The organism is Paenibacillus sp. H1-7, assembly GCF_022354825.1.
Taxonomy (GTDB): domain Bacteria; phylum Bacillota; class Bacilli; order Paenibacillales; family NBRC-103111; genus Paenibacillus_S.
Map to the genome: position 1 here is coordinate 5,622,368 of NZ_CP031168.1, position 17,500 is coordinate 5,639,867.

The 17,500-nt window shown below is 51.6% G+C and carries 17 protein-coding genes; 1 reads left to right on the plus strand and 16 read right to left on the minus strand.

Annotated elements, in window-relative coordinates:
* Nucleotides 1-73: 73 nt before the first annotated feature.
* From DVH26_RS24735 to DVH26_RS24765, 7 genes are all read right to left on the minus strand, one after another.
* Nucleotides 74-319 carry a DUF2164 domain-containing protein gene (locus DVH26_RS24735; RefSeq protein ID WP_239626554.1) on the minus strand — a complete coding sequence of 82 codons (246 nt, stop codon included), beginning with the start codon at nt 317-319 and terminating at the stop codon, nt 74-76.
* A 105-nt stretch (nt 320-424) separates the two neighbouring features.
* Nucleotides 425-1,744 (minus strand): right-handed parallel beta-helix repeat-containing protein, encoded by a 1,320-nt coding sequence (locus tag DVH26_RS24740; protein WP_239626556.1) that lies wholly within the window; start codon nt 1,742-1,744, stop codon nt 425-427.
* A 358-nt stretch (nt 1,745-2,102) separates the two neighbouring features.
* On the minus strand, nt 2,103-2,390 hold the full coding sequence (locus DVH26_RS24745; protein ID WP_239626558.1) for a stage VI sporulation protein F: 288 nt from the start codon (nt 2,388-2,390) through the stop codon (nt 2,103-2,105).
* Between the two features lie 117 nt (nt 2,391-2,507).
* A complete protein-coding gene (gene recG / locus DVH26_RS24750) occupies nt 2,508-4,559 on the minus strand; it encodes an ATP-dependent DNA helicase RecG (protein ID WP_239626560.1) in 2,052 nt (683 codons plus the stop codon).
* Between the two features lie 2 nt (nt 4,560-4,561).
* A complete protein-coding gene (locus DVH26_RS24755; RefSeq protein WP_239626562.1) occupies nt 4,562-5,413 on the minus strand; it encodes a DegV family protein in 852 nt (283 codons plus the stop codon).
* 36 nt (nt 5,414-5,449) lie between these two features.
* Nucleotides 5,450-7,231 (minus strand): DAK2 domain-containing protein, encoded by a 1,782-nt coding sequence (locus DVH26_RS24760; RefSeq protein ID WP_239626565.1) that lies wholly within the window; start codon nt 7,229-7,231, stop codon nt 5,450-5,452.
* Between the two features lie 66 nt (nt 7,232-7,297).
* On the minus strand, nt 7,298-7,660 hold the full coding sequence (locus DVH26_RS24765; RefSeq protein ID WP_239626567.1) for an Asp23/Gls24 family envelope stress response protein: 363 nt from the start codon (nt 7,658-7,660) through the stop codon (nt 7,298-7,300).
* 231 nt (nt 7,661-7,891) lie between these two features.
* Between DVH26_RS24765 and rpmB the strand changes: the two genes are divergently transcribed.
* Nucleotides 7,892-8,080, plus strand: a complete 189-nt coding sequence (rpmB, locus tag DVH26_RS24770; protein ID WP_028550362.1) for a 50S ribosomal protein L28 — start codon at nt 7,892-7,894, stop codon at nt 8,078-8,080.
* 116 nt (nt 8,081-8,196) lie between these two features.
* Here the strand turns inward: rpmB and spoVM are convergent, their stop codons facing one another.
* The 9 genes from spoVM to def all read right to left on the minus strand — a co-directional run bounded on the left by spoVM (nt 8,197) and on the right by def (nt 17,367).
* Nucleotides 8,197-8,277 carry a stage V sporulation protein SpoVM gene (gene spoVM, locus DVH26_RS24775; protein WP_239635475.1) on the minus strand — a complete coding sequence of 27 codons (81 nt, stop codon included), beginning with the start codon at nt 8,275-8,277 and terminating at the stop codon, nt 8,197-8,199.
* A gap of 527 nt (nt 8,278-8,804) precedes the next feature.
* Entirely contained in the window at nt 8,805-9,461 is a 657-nt protein-coding gene (gene rpe / locus DVH26_RS24780) for a ribulose-phosphate 3-epimerase (RefSeq protein WP_239626569.1), read from the minus strand.
* Between the two features lies 1 nt (nt 9,462).
* Nucleotides 9,463-10,395, minus strand: coding sequence for a ribosome small subunit-dependent GTPase A (rsgA, locus tag DVH26_RS24785; protein ID WP_239626571.1), 933 nt, complete (start codon nt 10,393-10,395; stop codon nt 9,463-9,465).
* The gene (gene pknB, locus DVH26_RS24790) at nt 10,396-12,606 is read right to left on the minus strand and encodes a Stk1 family PASTA domain-containing Ser/Thr kinase (protein WP_239626574.1); all 2,211 of its coding nucleotides are present in this window, start codon (nt 12,604-12,606) and stop codon (nt 10,396-10,398) included.
* 6 nt (nt 12,607-12,612) lie between these two features.
* A complete protein-coding gene (locus tag DVH26_RS24795) occupies nt 12,613-13,395 on the minus strand; it encodes a Stp1/IreP family PP2C-type Ser/Thr phosphatase (RefSeq protein WP_239626576.1) in 783 nt (260 codons plus the stop codon).
* Between the two features lie 8 nt (nt 13,396-13,403).
* Nucleotides 13,404-14,486, minus strand: coding sequence for a dual-specificity RNA methyltransferase RlmN (rlmN, locus tag DVH26_RS24800; protein ID WP_239626577.1), 1,083 nt, complete (start codon nt 14,484-14,486; stop codon nt 13,404-13,406).
* A 50-nt stretch (nt 14,487-14,536) separates the two neighbouring features.
* The gene (gene rsmB / locus DVH26_RS24805) at nt 14,537-15,922 is read right to left on the minus strand and encodes a 16S rRNA (cytosine(967)-C(5))-methyltransferase RsmB (protein ID WP_239626579.1); all 1,386 of its coding nucleotides are present in this window, start codon (nt 15,920-15,922) and stop codon (nt 14,537-14,539) included.
* A gap of 36 nt (nt 15,923-15,958) precedes the next feature.
* Nucleotides 15,959-16,891, minus strand: a complete 933-nt coding sequence (fmt, locus tag DVH26_RS24810; RefSeq protein ID WP_239626581.1) for a methionyl-tRNA formyltransferase — start codon at nt 16,889-16,891, stop codon at nt 15,959-15,961.
* Entirely contained in the window at nt 16,888-17,367 is a 480-nt protein-coding gene (gene def / locus DVH26_RS24815; protein ID WP_239626583.1) for a peptide deformylase, read from the minus strand. Before def ends, fmt begins: the two co-directional genes overlap by 4 nt.
* Nucleotides 17,368-17,500 lie beyond the last annotated feature (133 nt).

Sequence of the window (17,500 nt, forward strand, 5' to 3'; positions counted from 1 at the left end):
TATTAAACTATCCTCTATTTCCTATTCAGTTCAGCGGGCTGTATGCATCTGAAAGCATCTGAAACGGCTTATTTTAGCGAATGGGCTTCTCCAATGTATATAAATCGTCTTCCATTGCGGCAAAGCGCTCGGTAACCAGCTGCCGGCTGTCGGCCACAGCTTGATTGTATATGAACGGTCCCGCCTGACTTATGAAAAAATCAAGCATCTGCTCCGCTGCCAACCGCCCAAGCTCTTCCGACCTTTCCTCGTAAAAATATTGCTGCACTCGCTCAATCAATTGCTCTTTATGCTCCTTCGGGAGTCTGATATTCATCATTTGCTCATCATCCTTTTATGGAAATCGTTTTATCCTATCCTCTTTTACTATAGCCTTCCCGGGAGAAAAATACGTTCCCTGCATACGCAGAGAACGTAATGATGGTTAAAATCCGTTTGTGATAGTGCCCGTCCCGCTATCCTTGACATTTTCCGCGTTGTCAAACCCGGTATTGCCGAAAACGCTGTTCGATTCACAGCGTGCCGAGCCGATGTTGATAGCCGCGCCGGTACATTGATACAAGCTATTGTTAGTAACCGCATTACGCTTGGTTGCGCCCTCGCCTACCGTATTCAGCAGGACGCCCGTTTGCGCGCGCCGGACTTCATTGCTTTTTACCGAATTCGCATCTCCATTAATGACTGTAATTCCGCTAGGGGAGGAGACAACGGTATTGCCGGTCAGCGTATTGCCGTAAGGTCGGTCATCGCCGGCATTGTCACCCGCCTCCAGCTGGATGCCAGCCGATGAGGGACGGTTGATGACATTATTAACAATTGTATTATAGCTGCAGGAGTCTTTGAGCCGAATGCCGATGGTGCAGCTCGATTGCTGATCCAATAAACCGTTAGCCGTTACCATGTTGCCTTCTATCAAATGATAGGAGCAGCTGTTCAGATTGGAGGACAGCAGGATCGCCGTGTCCAGACATTGCTCCATGACATTCCCGCTTACCGTGCAATAGGTTGCGCCTGCCGTTAGATGAATACAGCTCTTAGGGATTGTTTTAAAATGATTTCCTTGAATCGTATGGTTCGATCCGCCTTCTACGACGATGCCGTAGCCCTCACTCGGTGTTTCCGATCCGAGCAGCTGGGTGAAGGTACAATCCAGCAAGGATACGTGCCTGGATCTTACAACCCGAACCCCGTTGGTAATGTCATGAAACCTGCAACCGCGAATGGTCACATGAGTCGCTTCAACAATATGAATGCCCCGCTCAGCCACCTCTCCAGCTGCACCGCTAGGGCCGTACCCTTCGAAGGAAAGATTCTCAATCGAGAACGAACCTGCGCCAGCCCCTCCGTATATCATCAGCAAATTAGGCTCCCCGGCCCGAAGAACCGTCACACCGGCTCCGGCGCCAAGTATGCTGACTTTGGATCGAAGGTTTAACCAACGGTCAATCTTGTATCTTCCCGCGGGAAGAAACACGGTTCCCCCTTTATCTCCTGCTGCATCGATTGCAGCCTGGATGTAAGGCGAGTCATCATCGTTCGAACCGGTTCCCGTTGCACCGAAATCCTTCACGTTAAACCAGGGCTTATTGTCGGTAACAGGAATAGTCGTCTTGGCCGCTTCTGCCTGCTTCGGCAGTCCGGCACCCATCGCAAGCAAGGCGCCCGCCGCTCCTACGGATGCAATAAGCTGTCTGCGAGTCATCGGCTTGCCGGATTCCGTCTCTTTATTATCCTGAATCGTCACTTGAAGCTCCTCCCCCTATGTAAGTATTCTATGAAAATTATAGCTTTCATAGATTGCGCTGGCAACCTCTGCCTGTGCTGTCATCGCCAAACAGCATGTTCACCAATTGGAAATATCCTCGATACGCTCCGAACTTAAACTTTCCATAGAGATGAGAAAACCGTCTATCGACGTCCTTCACAGAGGAGCGACCTTAAAGCTTTGCTTTAGCAAAACTCGCTACGTAAGCAAGGTTGTTTTTATCGCCAAATAGAATTTTTACATCCGATGACCTCGGAATCTTATAAATTCTATTGTGGTAAAAAAAAACAGACCCGAAGGTCTGCCGTGGTTTACATCGTTAGTTCCCGTCCAATTGTCAGCGGAACATGCCCCAAAGCTTGATGAGATGGAACGTGTTGTTCGGATCGATTTTTTGTGCGATGACAAAATTGACCATGTGCTCCGTCTGCATGTCCGTCAACCGTTCTCCCAGCACCTTACCCAACATGCCGACAAAACGTCTGACCTTCATCCTATCCTGCAAATCCGTCTTCGTCACACCGTGCAAAATCATTTTGATCCGCTCTTTTGTGTCCGGATTCTTCATCTTCAGCTTAACGCGTTCCACAAAGACAGGATCAAATCCATACTTTTGATAGCTCATGTCACGAACACCTCCGATCAAGGAAATGGTAGTCTAATGTGCCAACCTCCTTGTAAGTCTATGTCGGAGAGCTCGGACATGTGCCTTATATTCTATGCGATTGCACAATAATGGGTATCAATCCAGCATATCGTTGTCAAAAATGTTCTCGCGGCGCAAAAATTCATGAAGCGAGCCGTATTCGACCGCGGTCCAAAAGTCGGGGCGCCGTACGAGCGCCGCCGCATCGTCGCGTGCCTGCTCCATGACTTCAAAATCGGTAACCATATCCGCCAGCCGGAAATCGGGCAAGCCGCTCTGCTTCGTGCCGAAAAAGTCGCCTGGTCCTCGAAGCTCGAGGTCTCGTCTTGCTATTTCGAAACCGTCATTCGTGTCGGTCATCGCCTTCATCCTTTGCTTCCCGACCTCATTCTTCGGATCGGCGATCAGCACGCAGTACGACTGATGCTCGCCGCGTCCTACACGTCCGCGCAGCTGATGCAGCTGCGACAGACCGAATCGGTGCGCGTCATAGACCACCATCAGCGTCGAATTCGGTACATCCACTCCAACCTCGATAACCGTGGTCGATACAAGCACCTGGACGCGATTCTCGCTGAATTCGCGCATAATCTCATCCTTCTCTGCTGCAGGCATCCGTCCGTGCAACAGGCCGACGCGGAGCTCAGGGAACGCGAACTGGATCTGCGCGTGAACGTCAATTGCATTTTGCACGTCGAGCTTCTCCGACTCCTCGATCAGCGGGCATATGACATACGCTTGCCTGCCCGCTTCGACTTCCCGCCGGATAAACCCTAGCACACGATCCAGCATATCGTGCGTAACCGAATAGGTCTTGATCGGCTTCCGTCCCTTGGGCAGCTCGCGCAGCGTCGATACATCCATATCTCCGAAGGCGGTGATAGCAAGCGTCCTTGGAATCGGCGTTGCCGTCATCGTCAATACATCGGGATTCATTCCTTTGCGGCGTAAAACGCTTCTCTGGTTCACCCCGAACCGGTGCTGCTCGTCCGTCACCACAAGCCCTAGATTGCGGAAGAAGACGTCTTCCTGAATCAGCGCATGAGTCCCGACGACAACGTCGACCATGCCCATTTGCAGCGAAGCAAGAACGTCTCTGCGCTGGCGGGCGGTCGAGCTTCCGGTCAAGAGCGCAACAGTGATGCCGTAAGGCTCGAACAGCTTGTCCAAGGAACGTTTATGCTGCTCCGCAAGTATCTCCGTGGGGACCATCAGTGCCCCTTGGTAGCCCGCCTTCACTACGGCGAACAACGCGGCCGCGGCTACGACTGTTTTACCGGCGCCAACATCTCCCTGGAGCAAGCGGTTCATGCAATAAGGCTGCTGCAAATCGTGCAAAATTTCGGCCAGCACCGTTTTCTGCGATTCGGTCAATGTAAAAGGCAGGGCGCGGACAAAGGCGCGCACTTCGGGCAGAGGAACCGGATGTGCCACACCGTCGGTCCGGTCGTGATTCAACGCTTTGTAGGCTTGCATTTTCAGCTGAAACAAGAACAGCTCCTCATACACCATGCGTTTGCGGGCCCGCAAGCCTTCCTCCATCGATCCCGGAAGGTGCAGCAGAGCCACCGCTTGCTTCCGCGCCATCAGATCATATTTGTCCAGCAGCTCCGGCGGCAGCACTTCAGGTATCATGCCTCCGTACTGCGTGATCGCCTGCTTCAACGTCTGACGCATCCACTTTTGCGTAATTGATCCCGTTATCGAGTAAACAGGCTGCAGTGTGCCGATCTGTGACGTCCCTTTCCCCGGAAATTCGGACTCCGATACGGTCAAGTGCAGCCTTTTTTGATCCCATTTCCCAGTTAAGACGATGTCGGATCCGGTTACCAATTGATCCTTCAAGAAATGCCGGTTGAACCAGACCGCGGTAATCATCAGCCTGTCCACCATGATTTTGCAAGTAAGCCGCGACTTCGTGCGGCCGTACATTTGCAGCTGAGGGACTCCGATAATGGAGCCCTGAACGGTTATTTTGTCCCCGTCCTTGACCTCGGTTAAATCCCTCAGCGTGTAATCCTCGTAGCGGAAAGGATAATAGTCCAGCAATTCTCCCGCTGTGGCAACACCAAGGACAGCCAGCTCCTCGAGCTTCTTGCCCTTGACTCCGTACACTTCTTTAACTGGAACGCGGTATAAATCGATCATGGCTATGCCGGTCTAACAAACGCAGCTACGGCTCCGGGACCGGAGTGCGTCCCGATAACAGGACCAATGCTTGCATAACCGATGCTTGCAACATTAAAGCTTTGGAGAATCAGCGAGCTCAACTCCTCCGCATTAGCCATGTGATTCGCATGAGCAACCGTCACATGGATCGGCTTATCGCCGAAATCCGCTTTGAGCAGTTCTATAATGCGGGCCATCGCTTTTTTATGGCCTCTTACTTTGTCTATGGAGTACACTTCGCCCTCCTCGCTGATCGACAAAATAGGCTTAATGTTCAGTAAGGAACCGAGAAGAGCCGCCGCTCTGCCGATTCTGCCGCCTTTTTGTAAATATTCGAGCGTATCCACAAGAAAATACATTTTTTCATCCCGGCGGATCGCTTCGATCATCTCGAGGATTTCTTCCTTGCTCTTTCCTTGCTGCGCAGCTTCTGCAGCTGCAACCGCCATCATGCCGATGCCGTAAGAGGCTGTCTTCGAATCGATAACATGCAGATCGGCTTCGCCTTCTAGCATCGACTGAGCCAGCAGCGCCGATTGGTATGTGCCGCTCATTCTTGATGACAAATGAATCGAGATGATTGGGCCTCCGTACTCGTCTGCCAGACGCTTATACGTTTCCGTAAACTCCACCGGAGACGGCTGCGAGGTCGTCGGCAGCGAAGAAAACGATACTAGTTTTTCAAAAAATTGTTCCGGTCCCATATCGACCGAATCTTTAAAGGTTTCCGTTCCGAAATGAACCTTCAAAGGGACAAGCTCTATATTTAACGCTTCACGCAATGCTGCCGGAATATCGGCCGTGCTGTCCGTGACAACTCGAACCTGACTCAATCGCTACACCTCCGTAAATGGTACCTCTGCCACCGTCTATTCCGCAGAAATAATGTAATAATATAGCGGCTGACCGCCCTCATGCACTTCCACTTCCACATCTGTGTAAGACGTCTCCAAGTATTGGACGAGCTCGCCGGTTCTCGCTTCGTCTGCTTCTTCCCCAGTGTACAGTGTCACAATCTCAGCACCTTCAGAGAGCAGGCTGTCAACAAGCTTCTTGCAGGAGGCAAGCAAGTCGGAATCCGAAGTCACAATTTTATTGTTGTGGATGCCGATATAATCCCCCTGCTTGATATCGACCTCATCGATCTGCGTGTCGCGGACCGCATACGTTACCAGTCCCGACTGTACCTGCTGTATCGCCTGCTGCATCAGGTCCGCATTCTCGTCGGAGGCTGCATTCTCCCGGAAGGCAAGCACGGCAGCAATGCCTTGGGGAATCGTCTTCGTCGGAATGACAACGACCTGCTTCTCTTCTACAAGCTCCACCGCCTGCTGCGCGGCCAAAATAATATTGGAATTGTTCGGAAGCACGAACACCGTCTGGGCATCCACTTCATGAATGGCTTTGACGATATCCTCGGTGCTTGGATTCATCGTCTGTCCGCCCTGGAGCACCCGGTTCACACCCAAGCTCGACATAATATTCGAAATGCCTTGGCCTGCCGAAACAGACACAAAGCCGTACCGTTTCCAATGGCTTTGAGCGTCTGCGCTTCCTGCATTCGCCTCGGGCTTGCCTACGGCATCCGCTGGGGAAGGATGATCATCGCCGTGGAGTATATGCGTATGCTGATCCCGCATATTTTCGATCTTGATCCGGCTCAGATCGCCGTATTTCATGGCCAAATTCATTACGCTGCCGGGATATTCGGCATGGATATGCACTTTGACAAGGTCATCATCCGCCACTACAAGCAGAGAATCGCCGAAGTCGGACAGCTGACGGCGGAATACATTCTCGTCAAAAGCGGCACCTGCCAGCTTTTGCTCATTAAGTCTCACCATGAACTCCGTGCAATAGCCGAACTCGATATCCTCCGTCGCAAGATGCGCCTGCGGCTTCATCGAAGCCTCATGTACGGCATGTTTGAAGGCATCGGACGTTACGGGGTGTATCGAATCATCAGCGACACGAGCCCGCTCAGCGGCATCCGAGTCATTAATCGGAGTACCGGAGGATAGCTGCTGCAATGCCTGTACAAAACCTTCGTATATATACATCAAGCCCTGCCCGCCCGCATCGACTACGCCGACCTGCTTAAGCACCGGCAGCATATCCGGCGTGCGGGAAAGCGCCTCATTTCCCTTTTTCCATACGTCTTTCATTAATTCGGTCAAGTCTGCAGTCCGTTTTGCTTGCTGAACTGCATGTTTGGCCGCTTCACGGGACACGGTCAGAATCGTTCCCTCTACCGGCTTGACCACCGCTTTGTAAGCCATGTCTACGCCGTTCTGCAGTGCCGCGGCAAACCCTTCCGCATCAATCGTCTCCGATTCGGAAACCGATTTCGAAAATCCGCGGAACAATTGCGACAAAATGACGCCCGAATTGCCTCGAGCTCCCATCAGCAAGCCTTTGGCCAACGCATCTGCCGCCTTGCCGATATGTCCAGAAGGACGCCGGCGAAGCTCTTCTACACCGGAAGTCAAAGTCAGGTTCATATTGGTCCCCGTATCCCCGTCGGGAACAGGAAACACGTTGAGCGCATTGACTTTGTCCACATTATCTCTTAGCTGCTGCGCTCCCTTTTCCACCATGCGGATAAAGTCATTACCGTTAATTACGTTTAAGCGCTTACTCAAAAAAACCATTCCCCTTCCTGCCAAGGAGAAGACACGGCATTATTTATAGATGCTATGCCGCGTCTCATCTTAGCGTTACTGAGCTACTCGCACGCCCTGAACATAAATGTTCACCGACTCGATTTGCAGCCCCACAACTTCATTTAGCACGTATTTCACCTTCGTTTGCACATTGTGGGCTACAACGGATATTTTGGTACCATAGCTGACAATGATATACAAATCGATTGAAAGCGCTCCTTGTGTATCCCTGCGTACTTCAACACCACGGCTTAAGTTGTCGCGGCGAAGCAGCTCTGCAATGCCATCCTTCAGCTGATTACGAGATGCCATTCCTACAAGTCCATAACAATCCAAAGCAGCTGATCCCGCCAACACCGATATGACTTCATCGGTTATATAAACTTTGCCATATTCCGTAGCCAATTCGATAGCCATAATCACAGCTCCCTTGATATAGATTAAAATGGACTATAAATCATTTTACTATATCAAGCAAAAGAAATAAATAAAATTTGGTGAAAACTGCATAAAAACCTCTTTGTAACATTGACGTCTTTTGATGCCGTATGATATGATATTTGAGTGTGTTTTCTGATAGGCTTTACTATTCGGAGATATCGTAAGGAAGACAAGTAGTCATCGAGGCTGTTAAGGAGGTGTAGTACAATGTCCCGCAAATGTTTCATTACTGGCAAAGGACCAGGCACAGGCAATCACGTGTCCCACGCCAACAACAAATCGAAACGCACTTGGGGTGTCAACGTTCAGAAAGTTCGCATTCTGGTGGACGGTAAGCCAAAACGCGTTTATGTAAGCACGAAAGCTTTGAAATCCGGAAAAGTTACTCGTGTCTAATCCGCAACAACAGATAGACAAAAAGCACCTGGCCGCAGGTGCTTTTTTTAGTGTGTCAACAGCGCTTAAGCTGTAGCTTCTTCTCGGCCGTACTAAGTATTAATTTTTGGATACGATCAGTTTTTACTGAATGTATTAAGTACGGCCTTAACGAATCCGCCTATGAATTTAGGTAACTTGATTGTATAAAACTTCATTTCTACCCCTCCTCCAGTTTTCACGTCAGCCCTGTCCGAAGCCCACCCGACGGCTCTTCCGTCTCCCTCGCTCCGCGGAACAACCAAGTCAAAACCATGATACTCCAGTATATTCGGCTACCTTCCAAAACGTGCCTATCCATTGCATCCGTGCCCAAAAAACAAAAACATGGCTACAAAAGCCCTAAACTTTTGTAACCATGTTATGCGGATATGAAACGGAATATGACTCGAAGGCGAGCCTTCATCTGAAGAAGCTATTAAGCGGCAGCTGGAGTAAGCTGGCCTGTCTTGATCGCTACGTACAACGCGTAAATAACGGAAAAGATAAAGTACAGAACAATCGTTGAAACGACAAACCAGATTCTCATCCCGCGGCCTTCATGCCTTTTGAAAAATTGAATACCGGTAAATAAAGCCCCAAGCGAAAAAATATATTTCAGCAAGTCGTTAATGTGTGAAAACAACGTCAGCAATAGTGCACACAATATGCTGTAACCTAAAATAATGAAAAATCTCACCCGTTGCTACACCCCGTTTCGAATATGCCTTATCGCTTCCGCACGGTCGCTGCGGTTGAATACCGCACTGCCGGCAACGAGCACATTGGCTCCGGCGGATATAACCTGCCGAGCCGTCTCGGCGTTAATGCCTCCGTCCACTTCGATATCGACCTTCGTCAATCCCCGCTCATCGAGCATTTGACGAAGCTTGGCAATTTTGGGCAGCATGGCGGGAATAAATTGCTGGCCGCCAAAGCCCGGGTTAACCGTCATGATAAGCACAAGATCTAGAGATTCGTCCAGCACGTGCTCAATGGAGGATAGCGGAGTCGCCGGATTCAGCACAACTCCCGCCTTCACCTTCTGTTCCTTAATGAAATGGAGCGTTCTATGTAAATGAAGGCAAGCTTCGACGTGGACGGAGATCAAATCCGCCCCCGCCTTCGCAAAAGCCGGAATATACGTATCCGGGTTTTCTATCATTAAATGGACATCCAGCGGCAGCGCCGTGTGAGGACGGATCGCTTCGACTACCAATGGTCCGATCGTGATGTTGGGTACGAAATGCCCATCCATCACATCCACATGAATCCAGTCGGCTCCGCCCCGCTCCACATCGGCAATTTCTGCCCCTAGCTTGGAAAAGTCGGCGGACAGTATGGACGGTGCAATGTTCAGCATCTCAGTATCTCCTTTTTCTCTCTTTGATTTCACCCAGAAACTGCAAGTAGTTGTCATAGCGGGACGCCGCAATAGCTCCTTGCTCCTTCGCTTCGATCACTTTGCAGTCCGGCTCGTGCTGGTGCAGGCAGCCTCTGAACTTGCAATCGGCCGCGTACGGCTGAAACTCCTTGAAGCAGGAGCTGAGCTCCTCCGCAGCTTCAATTTGCAGAAAATCCAATTGGCTGAAGCCCGGTGTGTCAGCGACGAGTCCGCCGTTGGTTAGCCTGATCAGCTCCACATGGCGTGTCGTATGCTTACCGCGCCCCAGCTTCATGCTGATCTGATTCGTCTCCAGCTGAAGCCCCGGAACCATCGCGTTCAATAGCGAGGACTTGCCTACGCCGGATTGGCCCGCAAACACGCTGATGCGTCCGGCCAACTGCTCCAGAACGGCATCAACCCCGATTCCGCACTTGGCGCTGGTTGCGATAACCTGATATCCGATCGACTCGTAAAGCTGCATGATATGTTCCATGCCGGCAGGCAGCATCTCCCCTTTGGACTTAGGCGCTTCCCCGTCTTCTTCGGATATCAAATCCTGCTTCGTCAGACAGATGATCGTATTCAGCCCAGCGCTCTCCGTGTGCACCAGAAACTTGTCCAGCAGCTGCAGATTGAGCGCAGGCTCCTGCACGGCAAATACGAGCACAACCAGCTCTACATTGGCTACCGGCGGACGGACAAGCTCCGACGTACGCGGCATAATCTCGTCCACCGTTCCTTCTCCATTCTCCGTCAGCTCATACAGCACTCTGTCGCCGACCAATGGGGAGACGCCGCGTTTTTTAAATATCCCGCGGGCTCTGCATTGAATGGAGGACATAACCTCATTGTCATCCGACAGCACGTAATAATATCCGCTTAAAGCCTTAACGATTAAACCGGCTGGCATTTACCCTCTGCCTCCTGTGTTGGTTGAATTACTTGCAGGGTTGTTGGCCGGAGTCACCGACCCCGGATTCCCGTTGCCGCCCGGTGTGCTTCCGCCTGATCCGCCTGTAGTTTTACCGGGCTGGTTCGTCCCTGAACCCGGCGTTGGAGTCGGTGTAGGCGTTGGCGTTGGGGTCGTACTGCCCGGTATCGCCGCGCCTCCCTGGCTCTGCGGAACGGGATTGAACGGTTTGCCGTTCTTTTGCGCCAGGAAATCCTGGTACGTCACCGTAATCATATCGGACACCACATTGTCCTGCATGACCCGGATAACGGCGTTTTTATCCGGCGCAACGACCAGCTTCACATCGGCCGTAGTCGCTTTGGTAATGTTGGTAAGCGTCTTGTACTCGAAATTATCGTAAGTAGCGTCACTCAGTATAATTTTAATCGTTGTCGCTTTGCCCTCGCTCACAGGCTTGACCGGAACCGACACCGTCATAGGACCGGCTTCCTCAGGATATCCGGAGCTGATGATCAGTTTGATCTCCGAGCCGGTCGGCACTTCTTCCTTGAACTTGTACGGAAACTGTGTGATGACCTTGCCCTTCGGCTGCTTATAGCTGGTTTCATAGCTGATGCCGTCTTGCGCCAGCTTCAAATTGCTTACGGTAATGCGGGATTTGGCCTCCGCTTCGGTCAAGCCGACCAGATCCGGCATATTGATCGTTTCCCTGCCCTTGCTGACCGTCAACAGCACGGTCGTATTGGCCGGATCCACCTCTTCATTCATCGGCGGCGTTTGCTGAATAACCGTTCCCGGTTCGGCATCCACGAACTTTTGCTCCGTATTTATTTTATCTTCCTTGATCCCGAGATTGATCAAAGTGGTTTTTGCATCGGCAAGCTTGCCCCCTACGACATTAGGCATTTTTGGTTTGTCAATGCCTTTGCTTACATACAGGGTTACCTTGTTATTGATCTTCAGCTTTTGCTTGGAAGGGTTTTGCCGGATGACGACATCCTTCGGAACTTCCTTCGAGGTTTCCATAATAATTTCAGCACCCAGCTGAACTTCCGCCAGCTTCGCTTGCGCTTCAGCCACCGGAAGGTTAACGACGGTAGGAACCTCCACCTCTTGAATGGCGAACATCTTCTTCACTTCGCCGACCGCATACCACATGGCTCCAAGCAATAGCAGCAGCACTACGATCCAGATCACGGGCTTGACCCACCGATTTTTCTTTTTTACGGCGGCAGCTTCTGCCTCCCCCAGTTTCGGCTTAGGACTATCTTCTTCCTCATCGTCGTCGTTAGCCAAGTACTGGTTCGGACGAATAGCCGGAATGATCCGCGTTTTCTCCTCGTCAAGCTCGTCCTCATCCAAAAAGTTCACCTTGGCTTCGTTACGCCTATGAGGCAGCAGGCAGCTGTCCAGATCCTCCAGCATTTGCTTCGCCGATTTGTATCGTTCCGACGGATTTTTACGCATGGCCTTCAGAATGATATTTTCCACGCTTTGCGGAATGAGAGGATTCACCTTGCGCGGGTCCTCGACTTCTTCCTGCAAATGCTTCAGCGCCACGCTGATCGGACTTTCCCCAAGAAACGGAAGCCGTCCCGTAAGCATCTGATACATGACAATTCCGAGCGAATATAGGTCGGACTGCTCCCCAGTAAACGTACCTTTCGCATGCTCAGGAGAAAAATAATGAACAGATCCGACGACAGAACCGGTTTGTGTAATAGTGGATGAGGTAACGGCGCGCGCAATACCGAAGTCGGTCACTTTCACTCTGCCGTTTTTGCCGATCAAAATGTTATGAGGCTTAATATCGCGGTGAATGATTTGATTATGGTGCGCATGATCAAGCGCGTCGCAGATTTGACTGGCGATATGAACCGCTTCCTCCACCTGCAGCGGCGCTTTTTCCTTGATCAGCTCGTTCAACGTCGTGCCTTCAATGTATTCCATTACGATGTAATGAATGTCTTCCTCTTGGCCTACATCGTAAATACTGACTACATTGGAGTGGGATAATGATGCCGCCGCCTGCGCTTCTCTGCGAAAGCGTTGAATGAACTCCTCGTCATGCACGTACTGCTGCCGCAGCACTTTTACGGCGACGTTTCGATTTAATAAAATATCAAGTCCTTTATATACAATGGCCATACCGCCGCCGCCGACACGCTCGAGAATTTCATAACGGCTTCCCAGCTGCTTACCTATCATTGATCATCACCCCGTCTCACCGTCAAAATGAACTGCTTCCCCAGCCTCAGGATCGGCAGCGTTGCTGACCAACACTACGGTAATGTTGTCGTCTCCACCCGCTTCCAACGCTTCGTTAACCAGCTGCTTGGCTTTGTCGTCCAACGCCTCGGCACCGTTCACAAGCGTCAGCAGCTGCTCTGTACTGACCAAGGAGCTGAGCCCGTCGCTGCATATCAACAGCAGCTCCCCATTGGTCCATGGCAAGTCCTGAATATCGACTTCAATCGTCGGCTCCGTTCCTAGTGCCCGCGTCAGCACGTTGCGCCGCGGATGATGGGTCGCTTCTTCCTTTGTAATTTGACCATTCTTGACCAATTCATTGACCAGCGAGTGATCTTCCGTGAGCTGCTCTATCTGGCCGTTCTTGAATTTATACGCGCGGCTGTCGCCGATGTGGCCGATGACCACGGTATGCTCGTCAGCAAGTACCGTAACCACCGTTGTGCCCATGCCATAATAATTTTCGCGCTGGGATGCGAAATTGAATATGTTTTCGTTAGCCAGCTCGATAGCTTCCTTCACCCGTTTTTTGCGTTCTTCGACGCTCGCTCCGGGCGGCATGTTCTGCAGCTTGTTCTGAATCAAATCGACAGCCATTTGGCTTGCGACGTCACCTGCTTGATGACCACCCATTCCATCCGCTACGATAGCCAGAACAAAGCCGTTTAAGTTCTCTTGAACAACCGACCTGTCTTCATTGACCATACGGACGCGTCCGACATCCGTTTGATTGGCCGTTTTCACCATGATTCTCCTCACCTCGCACTCGACTCCATATGCTTAGCACGCAGCTGTCCGCAGGCGGCTGCTATATCGCTGCCCTGCTCTCTGCGTATTGTGGCGTTAATTTTGTTGCGTTCCAGGATGCGCTGAAACGTAAAAATATCGTCCCGAGGCGTACGTACATAATCGCGCTCCGATACAAAATTAACGGGAATCAAGTTGACATGCGCCATCGGAAAGGTTTTCAACACTTCGGCAAGCTCCTCCGCATGCTCCGGCTGGTCGTTCACGCCGCCCATCAGCGCATACTCGAACGTGATGCGGCGTCCCGTTTTGGCAACGTAATATTTACATGCCTCAATAAGATCCGCAAACGGGAATCTGCGATTGACCGGCATCAGCTTCGAACGCAGCTTGTCGTTCGGAGCATGGATCGAGATGGCCAGATTGATCTGCGTATTTTCATCGGCAAACTTGTAAATATTCGGCACAATGCCGCTTGTAGACACGGTTATGTGACGCTGTCCGATATTCAAGCCTTTCGGGTGAATCATGACGTTCAAAAATTTCATCATGGCGTCGTAGTTTTCGAACGGCTCCCCGATCCCCATGATGACGATACTGCTGACACGCTCACCTGTCGCATCGAGCAGCTGCTGGGATTTTACGATCTGGGCGATAATTTCCCCCGCAGAGAGATTTCGCTTCAAGCCAGTCAAGGTAGAAGCACAGAACGTACAGCCGATCCGGCAGCCGACCTGCGTAGTAACGCATACGCTGTTGCCATAGCTGTGCTTCATGATGACCGTCTCGATAGCGTTTTTATCCGACAGCTCGAACAGAAACTTGACCGTTCCGTCCTTCGATTCATACTTGGCCACCTCCGTCAAAGTGACAAAATCGAACTGGGCGCTCAGCTTCTCACGAAGCGTTTTGGACAAATTCGTCATCTCTTCGAAGCTTGAAACTCTTTTCACATAGAGCCAATCAAAAATTTGCCCGGCGCGAAATGCGGACTCCCCGTTAGACTTGACCCATTCCTGCCACTCTTCAAGCGACAAGTCGTAAACATAAGGTTTTTTATTTATCGGTTCTTTGGTATTCACTGTTTCCATTGTTTATCACAACCTGTTTGTCTATTAATCAAAGCATACGTTACATTTTATCATAGTTCCCCTGAGAACGCTCGCTTTCTCAGCTTGGCGATGAAAAAACCGTCCGACTGATGCTCGTACGGATAAATTTGAATCGGTTCCTGTTCATCCGCCCACTCGAATTCGGGATGATCGCGTAGAAACGCCTGCACCATACCCTCATTTTCATTATGCTCAATCGTACAGGTGCTGTAAACCAGAATCCCGCCGGGACGAAGCAATTTATGTACCTCGTTCAGCAGCTCGCGCTGAATGACGCAAATGTCGTCAAGCTCCTGCTCCAGCTTGCTCCATTTCATATCCGGCTTTCTCCGGATGACTCCAAGTCCAGAGCAAGGGGCATCGAGAAGGATGCGGTCGAAGCTTTCTTCCTCAAAGCGCTCGGTCAATGTGCGAGCATCAGCCGTCAATGTCTTGACGGACTTCAACCCCAACCGGTTCGCCTGCTCCTGAATCAGCTTCGCTTTATGTTCATGAACGTCGCACGCCCACACTTGGCCGTTGTCCTCCATCTTCTCCGCCATATGCATCGTCTTGCCTCCGGGAGCGGCGCAGCAATCGAGCACCTTCTCGCCAGGCCGAGGGTCAACGGCTTCCGCCACAAGCATTGAGCTTTCGTCCTGGATGGAGAACAGCCCTTCCGCAAACCAGGGCGTCAGCGCCATGTTGCCGGCCCCTTTAACGATAACCCCTGCCGGGGCAAGGTCGGAAGGCTCCGCCTGAAGGTCCGCTTGCTGAAGCAGCTCAACCAGCTCATTGCGGCCGAGCTTCATCGTGTTCGCACGGATGCTGACCCGCGGAGGCATGTTGTTGGCTTCGCATATTTGCTCGGTCATGGCTTCTCCCAGTTGGCGCAGCCAACGGCTCACGAGCCATTTCGGATGCGAGTGAACGAGAGATATGCGCTCCGCAGCCGGCAGATTGTCCGGAATCTGCAAGGTATCCTTCTGGCGGATCACGTTGCGCAGCACTCCGTTCACCATGCCGGAAATGCCTTGATGACCTTTCTTTTTGGCAAGGTTGACGGCCTCGTTCACGATGGCGTGATCAGGGATGCGATCCAAATAGTACATTTGATAGAAGCTGAGCCGCAGCAGACTGTGGACCCACGGCTGAAGCTTCGCCATCCCTTTGGCGACGAATTTCTCCAGGAAATAGTCGATCGTATTCAGTCTCTGGATCGTCCCGTACACAATCTCCGTCGCCAAGGCGGCATCCGACTTATCCAGCCGGTATTTTTGAATCGTCTGATGGAGCAGCAGGTTGCTATAAGAGCGGTCCTGTTCCGTACGGACCAGCACATCCAGCGCAGCTTCCCTCGCCGTTCCCGGGCGGTCGGCACGGCTGCCGTTGGACGGACCTGTCCCATTGCCCCGTTTCTTGTTACTGTTATTCACTTATGTAAGCCTCCTGTGATATAGGCACAGCGCCGATTACCCCAATACGGTACCGGCTGCGATCTGTCCGCCCCGAATGAATTGTGCGGCGTCCATCGCCTTTTTCCCTGCGGGCTGAAGTTCAATAATTGTCAGCGTGCCGCTTCCTGTAGCTACTTCCACTCCCGCTTCACTTAGCCCGACAACCGTGCCTGGAACGCCTGCTTCGCCCGTCGTTTCCGGTTTGCGGCAGCCCCAAATTTTCAAAACGTCACCGTTCCACAACGTATAAGCTCCGGGACGCGGATTCAAGCCTCTTACCTGATTCCATATCGTCAGCGCAGGCTTCGTCCAGTCAATCAGCTCCTGCTCCCGCGAAATGTTAGGCGAATAGACTGCCTCGTCATCGTTCTGAGGTACCGCCTGAATGCGGCCCGCAATCAAGTCCGGCAGCGTCTCGGTCAGCAGGCGGGCGCCGGCAATGCTCAGCTTGTCGAACAGCGTACCGGTCGTATCGGTATCTTCAATCGGAAGCTCCACACGGCTGATCATATCGCCGGTATCCAGACCTTCCGCCATATACATGATCGTCACACCCGTGACGGCATCCCCATTCATCACAGCATGATGAATCGGCGCGCCTCCGCGGTATTTAGGCAGCAAGGATGCATGAATATTGATGCAGCCGTGCTTCGGCAGCTCCAGCACCGATTTCGGCAAAATTTGGCCGTAGGCTGCCGTAACAATCAGATCCGGCTGCAGCTCCTTGAGCTCCTCCACTGATTCCGGGCGGCGCAGACGTTCCGGCTGCAGCACCGGGATCCCATGCTTTTCGGCCTCGATCTTAACAGGTGTAGGCGTCAGTATACGTTTACGCCCAACCGGACGATCCGGTTGGGTTACGACGCCTACTACCTGCATTCCGTTTTCGATCAATGCTTGCAAAGAAGGCACGGCGAAATCCGGCGTGCCCATAAATACTATCCTCATGCTTCGCCACCATGCGGTTCGCTGCGGTACATCGTTTCCGCCAGATCCGTATACAAGACGCCGTTCAAATGATCGACTTCATGCAGAATGCAGCGGGCCAGCAACTCCGTTCCTTCTATGACGATTTCGTTTCCTTCGCGATTAAGGCCTTTTACTTTCACGCGTTGGGCCCGGCGTACATCTCCGGTCTTGCCCGGAATGCTAAGGCACCCTTCGGGTCCGAATTGCTCGCCTTCCATTTCGATCACTTCGGGATTAATCAACTCGATAAGGCCGTGATCGTCTCCTACGTCCATTACAATGACACGCTTTAAAATTCCGATTTGCGGAGCGGCCAGCCCTACGCCCTCCGCATCATACATCGTATCCGCCATGTCATTCAGCAGCTTATGGATGTTGGGAGTAATCTTCGTAACCGGCTTGCTTACCTCGCGAAGTACAGGATCCGGATCTTTTACAATCATTTTAATAGCCATTCTAGACACACCTTTCTTTGCTGTAAGCCATTCAACTTGGAACACACAGGTGCTGGCCCCTATATATATGCCGCCATTCTATGTGACCCCTAAGTGCCTTCCGGCTTATGGATATATAGATAATCATTAGGAC

Excerpts from the sequence above, each read along its gene's own strand:
- DVH26_RS24735 (WP_239626554.1), bottom strand. The coding sequence starts at position 319 with ATGATGAATATCAGACTCCCGAAGGAGCATAAAGAGCAATTGATTGAG.
- DVH26_RS24745 (WP_239626558.1), bottom strand. The coding sequence starts at position 2,390 with ATGAGCTATCAAAAGTATGGATTTGATCCTGTCTTTGTGGAACGCGTT.
- recG (WP_239626560.1), bottom strand. The coding sequence starts at position 4,559 with ATGATCGATTTATACCGCGTTCCAGTTAAAGAAGTGTACGGAGTCAAG.
- DVH26_RS24760 (WP_239626565.1), bottom strand. The coding sequence starts at position 7,231 with ATGGTTTTTTTGAGTAAGCGCTTAAACGTAATTAACGGTAATGACTTT.
- DVH26_RS24765 (WP_239626567.1), bottom strand. The coding sequence starts at position 7,660 with ATGGCTATCGAATTGGCTACGGAATATGGCAAAGTTTATATAACCGAT.
- rpmB (WP_028550362.1), top strand. The coding sequence starts at position 7,892 with ATGTCCCGCAAATGTTTCATTACTGGCAAAGGACCAGGCACAGGCAAT.
- spoVM (WP_239635475.1), bottom strand. The coding sequence starts at position 8,277 with ATGAAGTTTTATACAATCAAGTTACCTAAATTCATAGGCGGATTCGTT.
- rpe (WP_239626569.1), bottom strand. The coding sequence starts at position 9,461 with ATGCTGAACATTGCACCGTCCATACTGTCCGCCGACTTTTCCAAGCTA.
- rsgA (WP_239626571.1), bottom strand. The coding sequence starts at position 10,395 with ATGCCAGCCGGTTTAATCGTTAAGGCTTTAAGCGGATATTATTACGTG.
- pknB (WP_239626574.1), bottom strand. The coding sequence starts at position 12,606 with ATGATAGGTAAGCAGCTGGGAAGCCGTTATGAAATTCTCGAGCGTGTC.
- DVH26_RS24795 (WP_239626576.1), bottom strand. The coding sequence starts at position 13,395 with ATGGTGAAAACGGCCAATCAAACGGATGTCGGACGCGTCCGTATGGTC.
- rlmN (WP_239626577.1), bottom strand. The coding sequence starts at position 14,486 with ATGGAAACAGTGAATACCAAAGAACCGATAAATAAAAAACCTTATGTT.
- fmt (WP_239626581.1), bottom strand. The coding sequence starts at position 16,891 with ATGAGGATAGTATTTATGGGCACGCCGGATTTCGCCGTGCCTTCTTTG.
- def (WP_239626583.1), bottom strand. The coding sequence starts at position 17,367 with ATGGCTATTAAAATGATTGTAAAAGATCCGGATCCTGTACTTCGCGAG.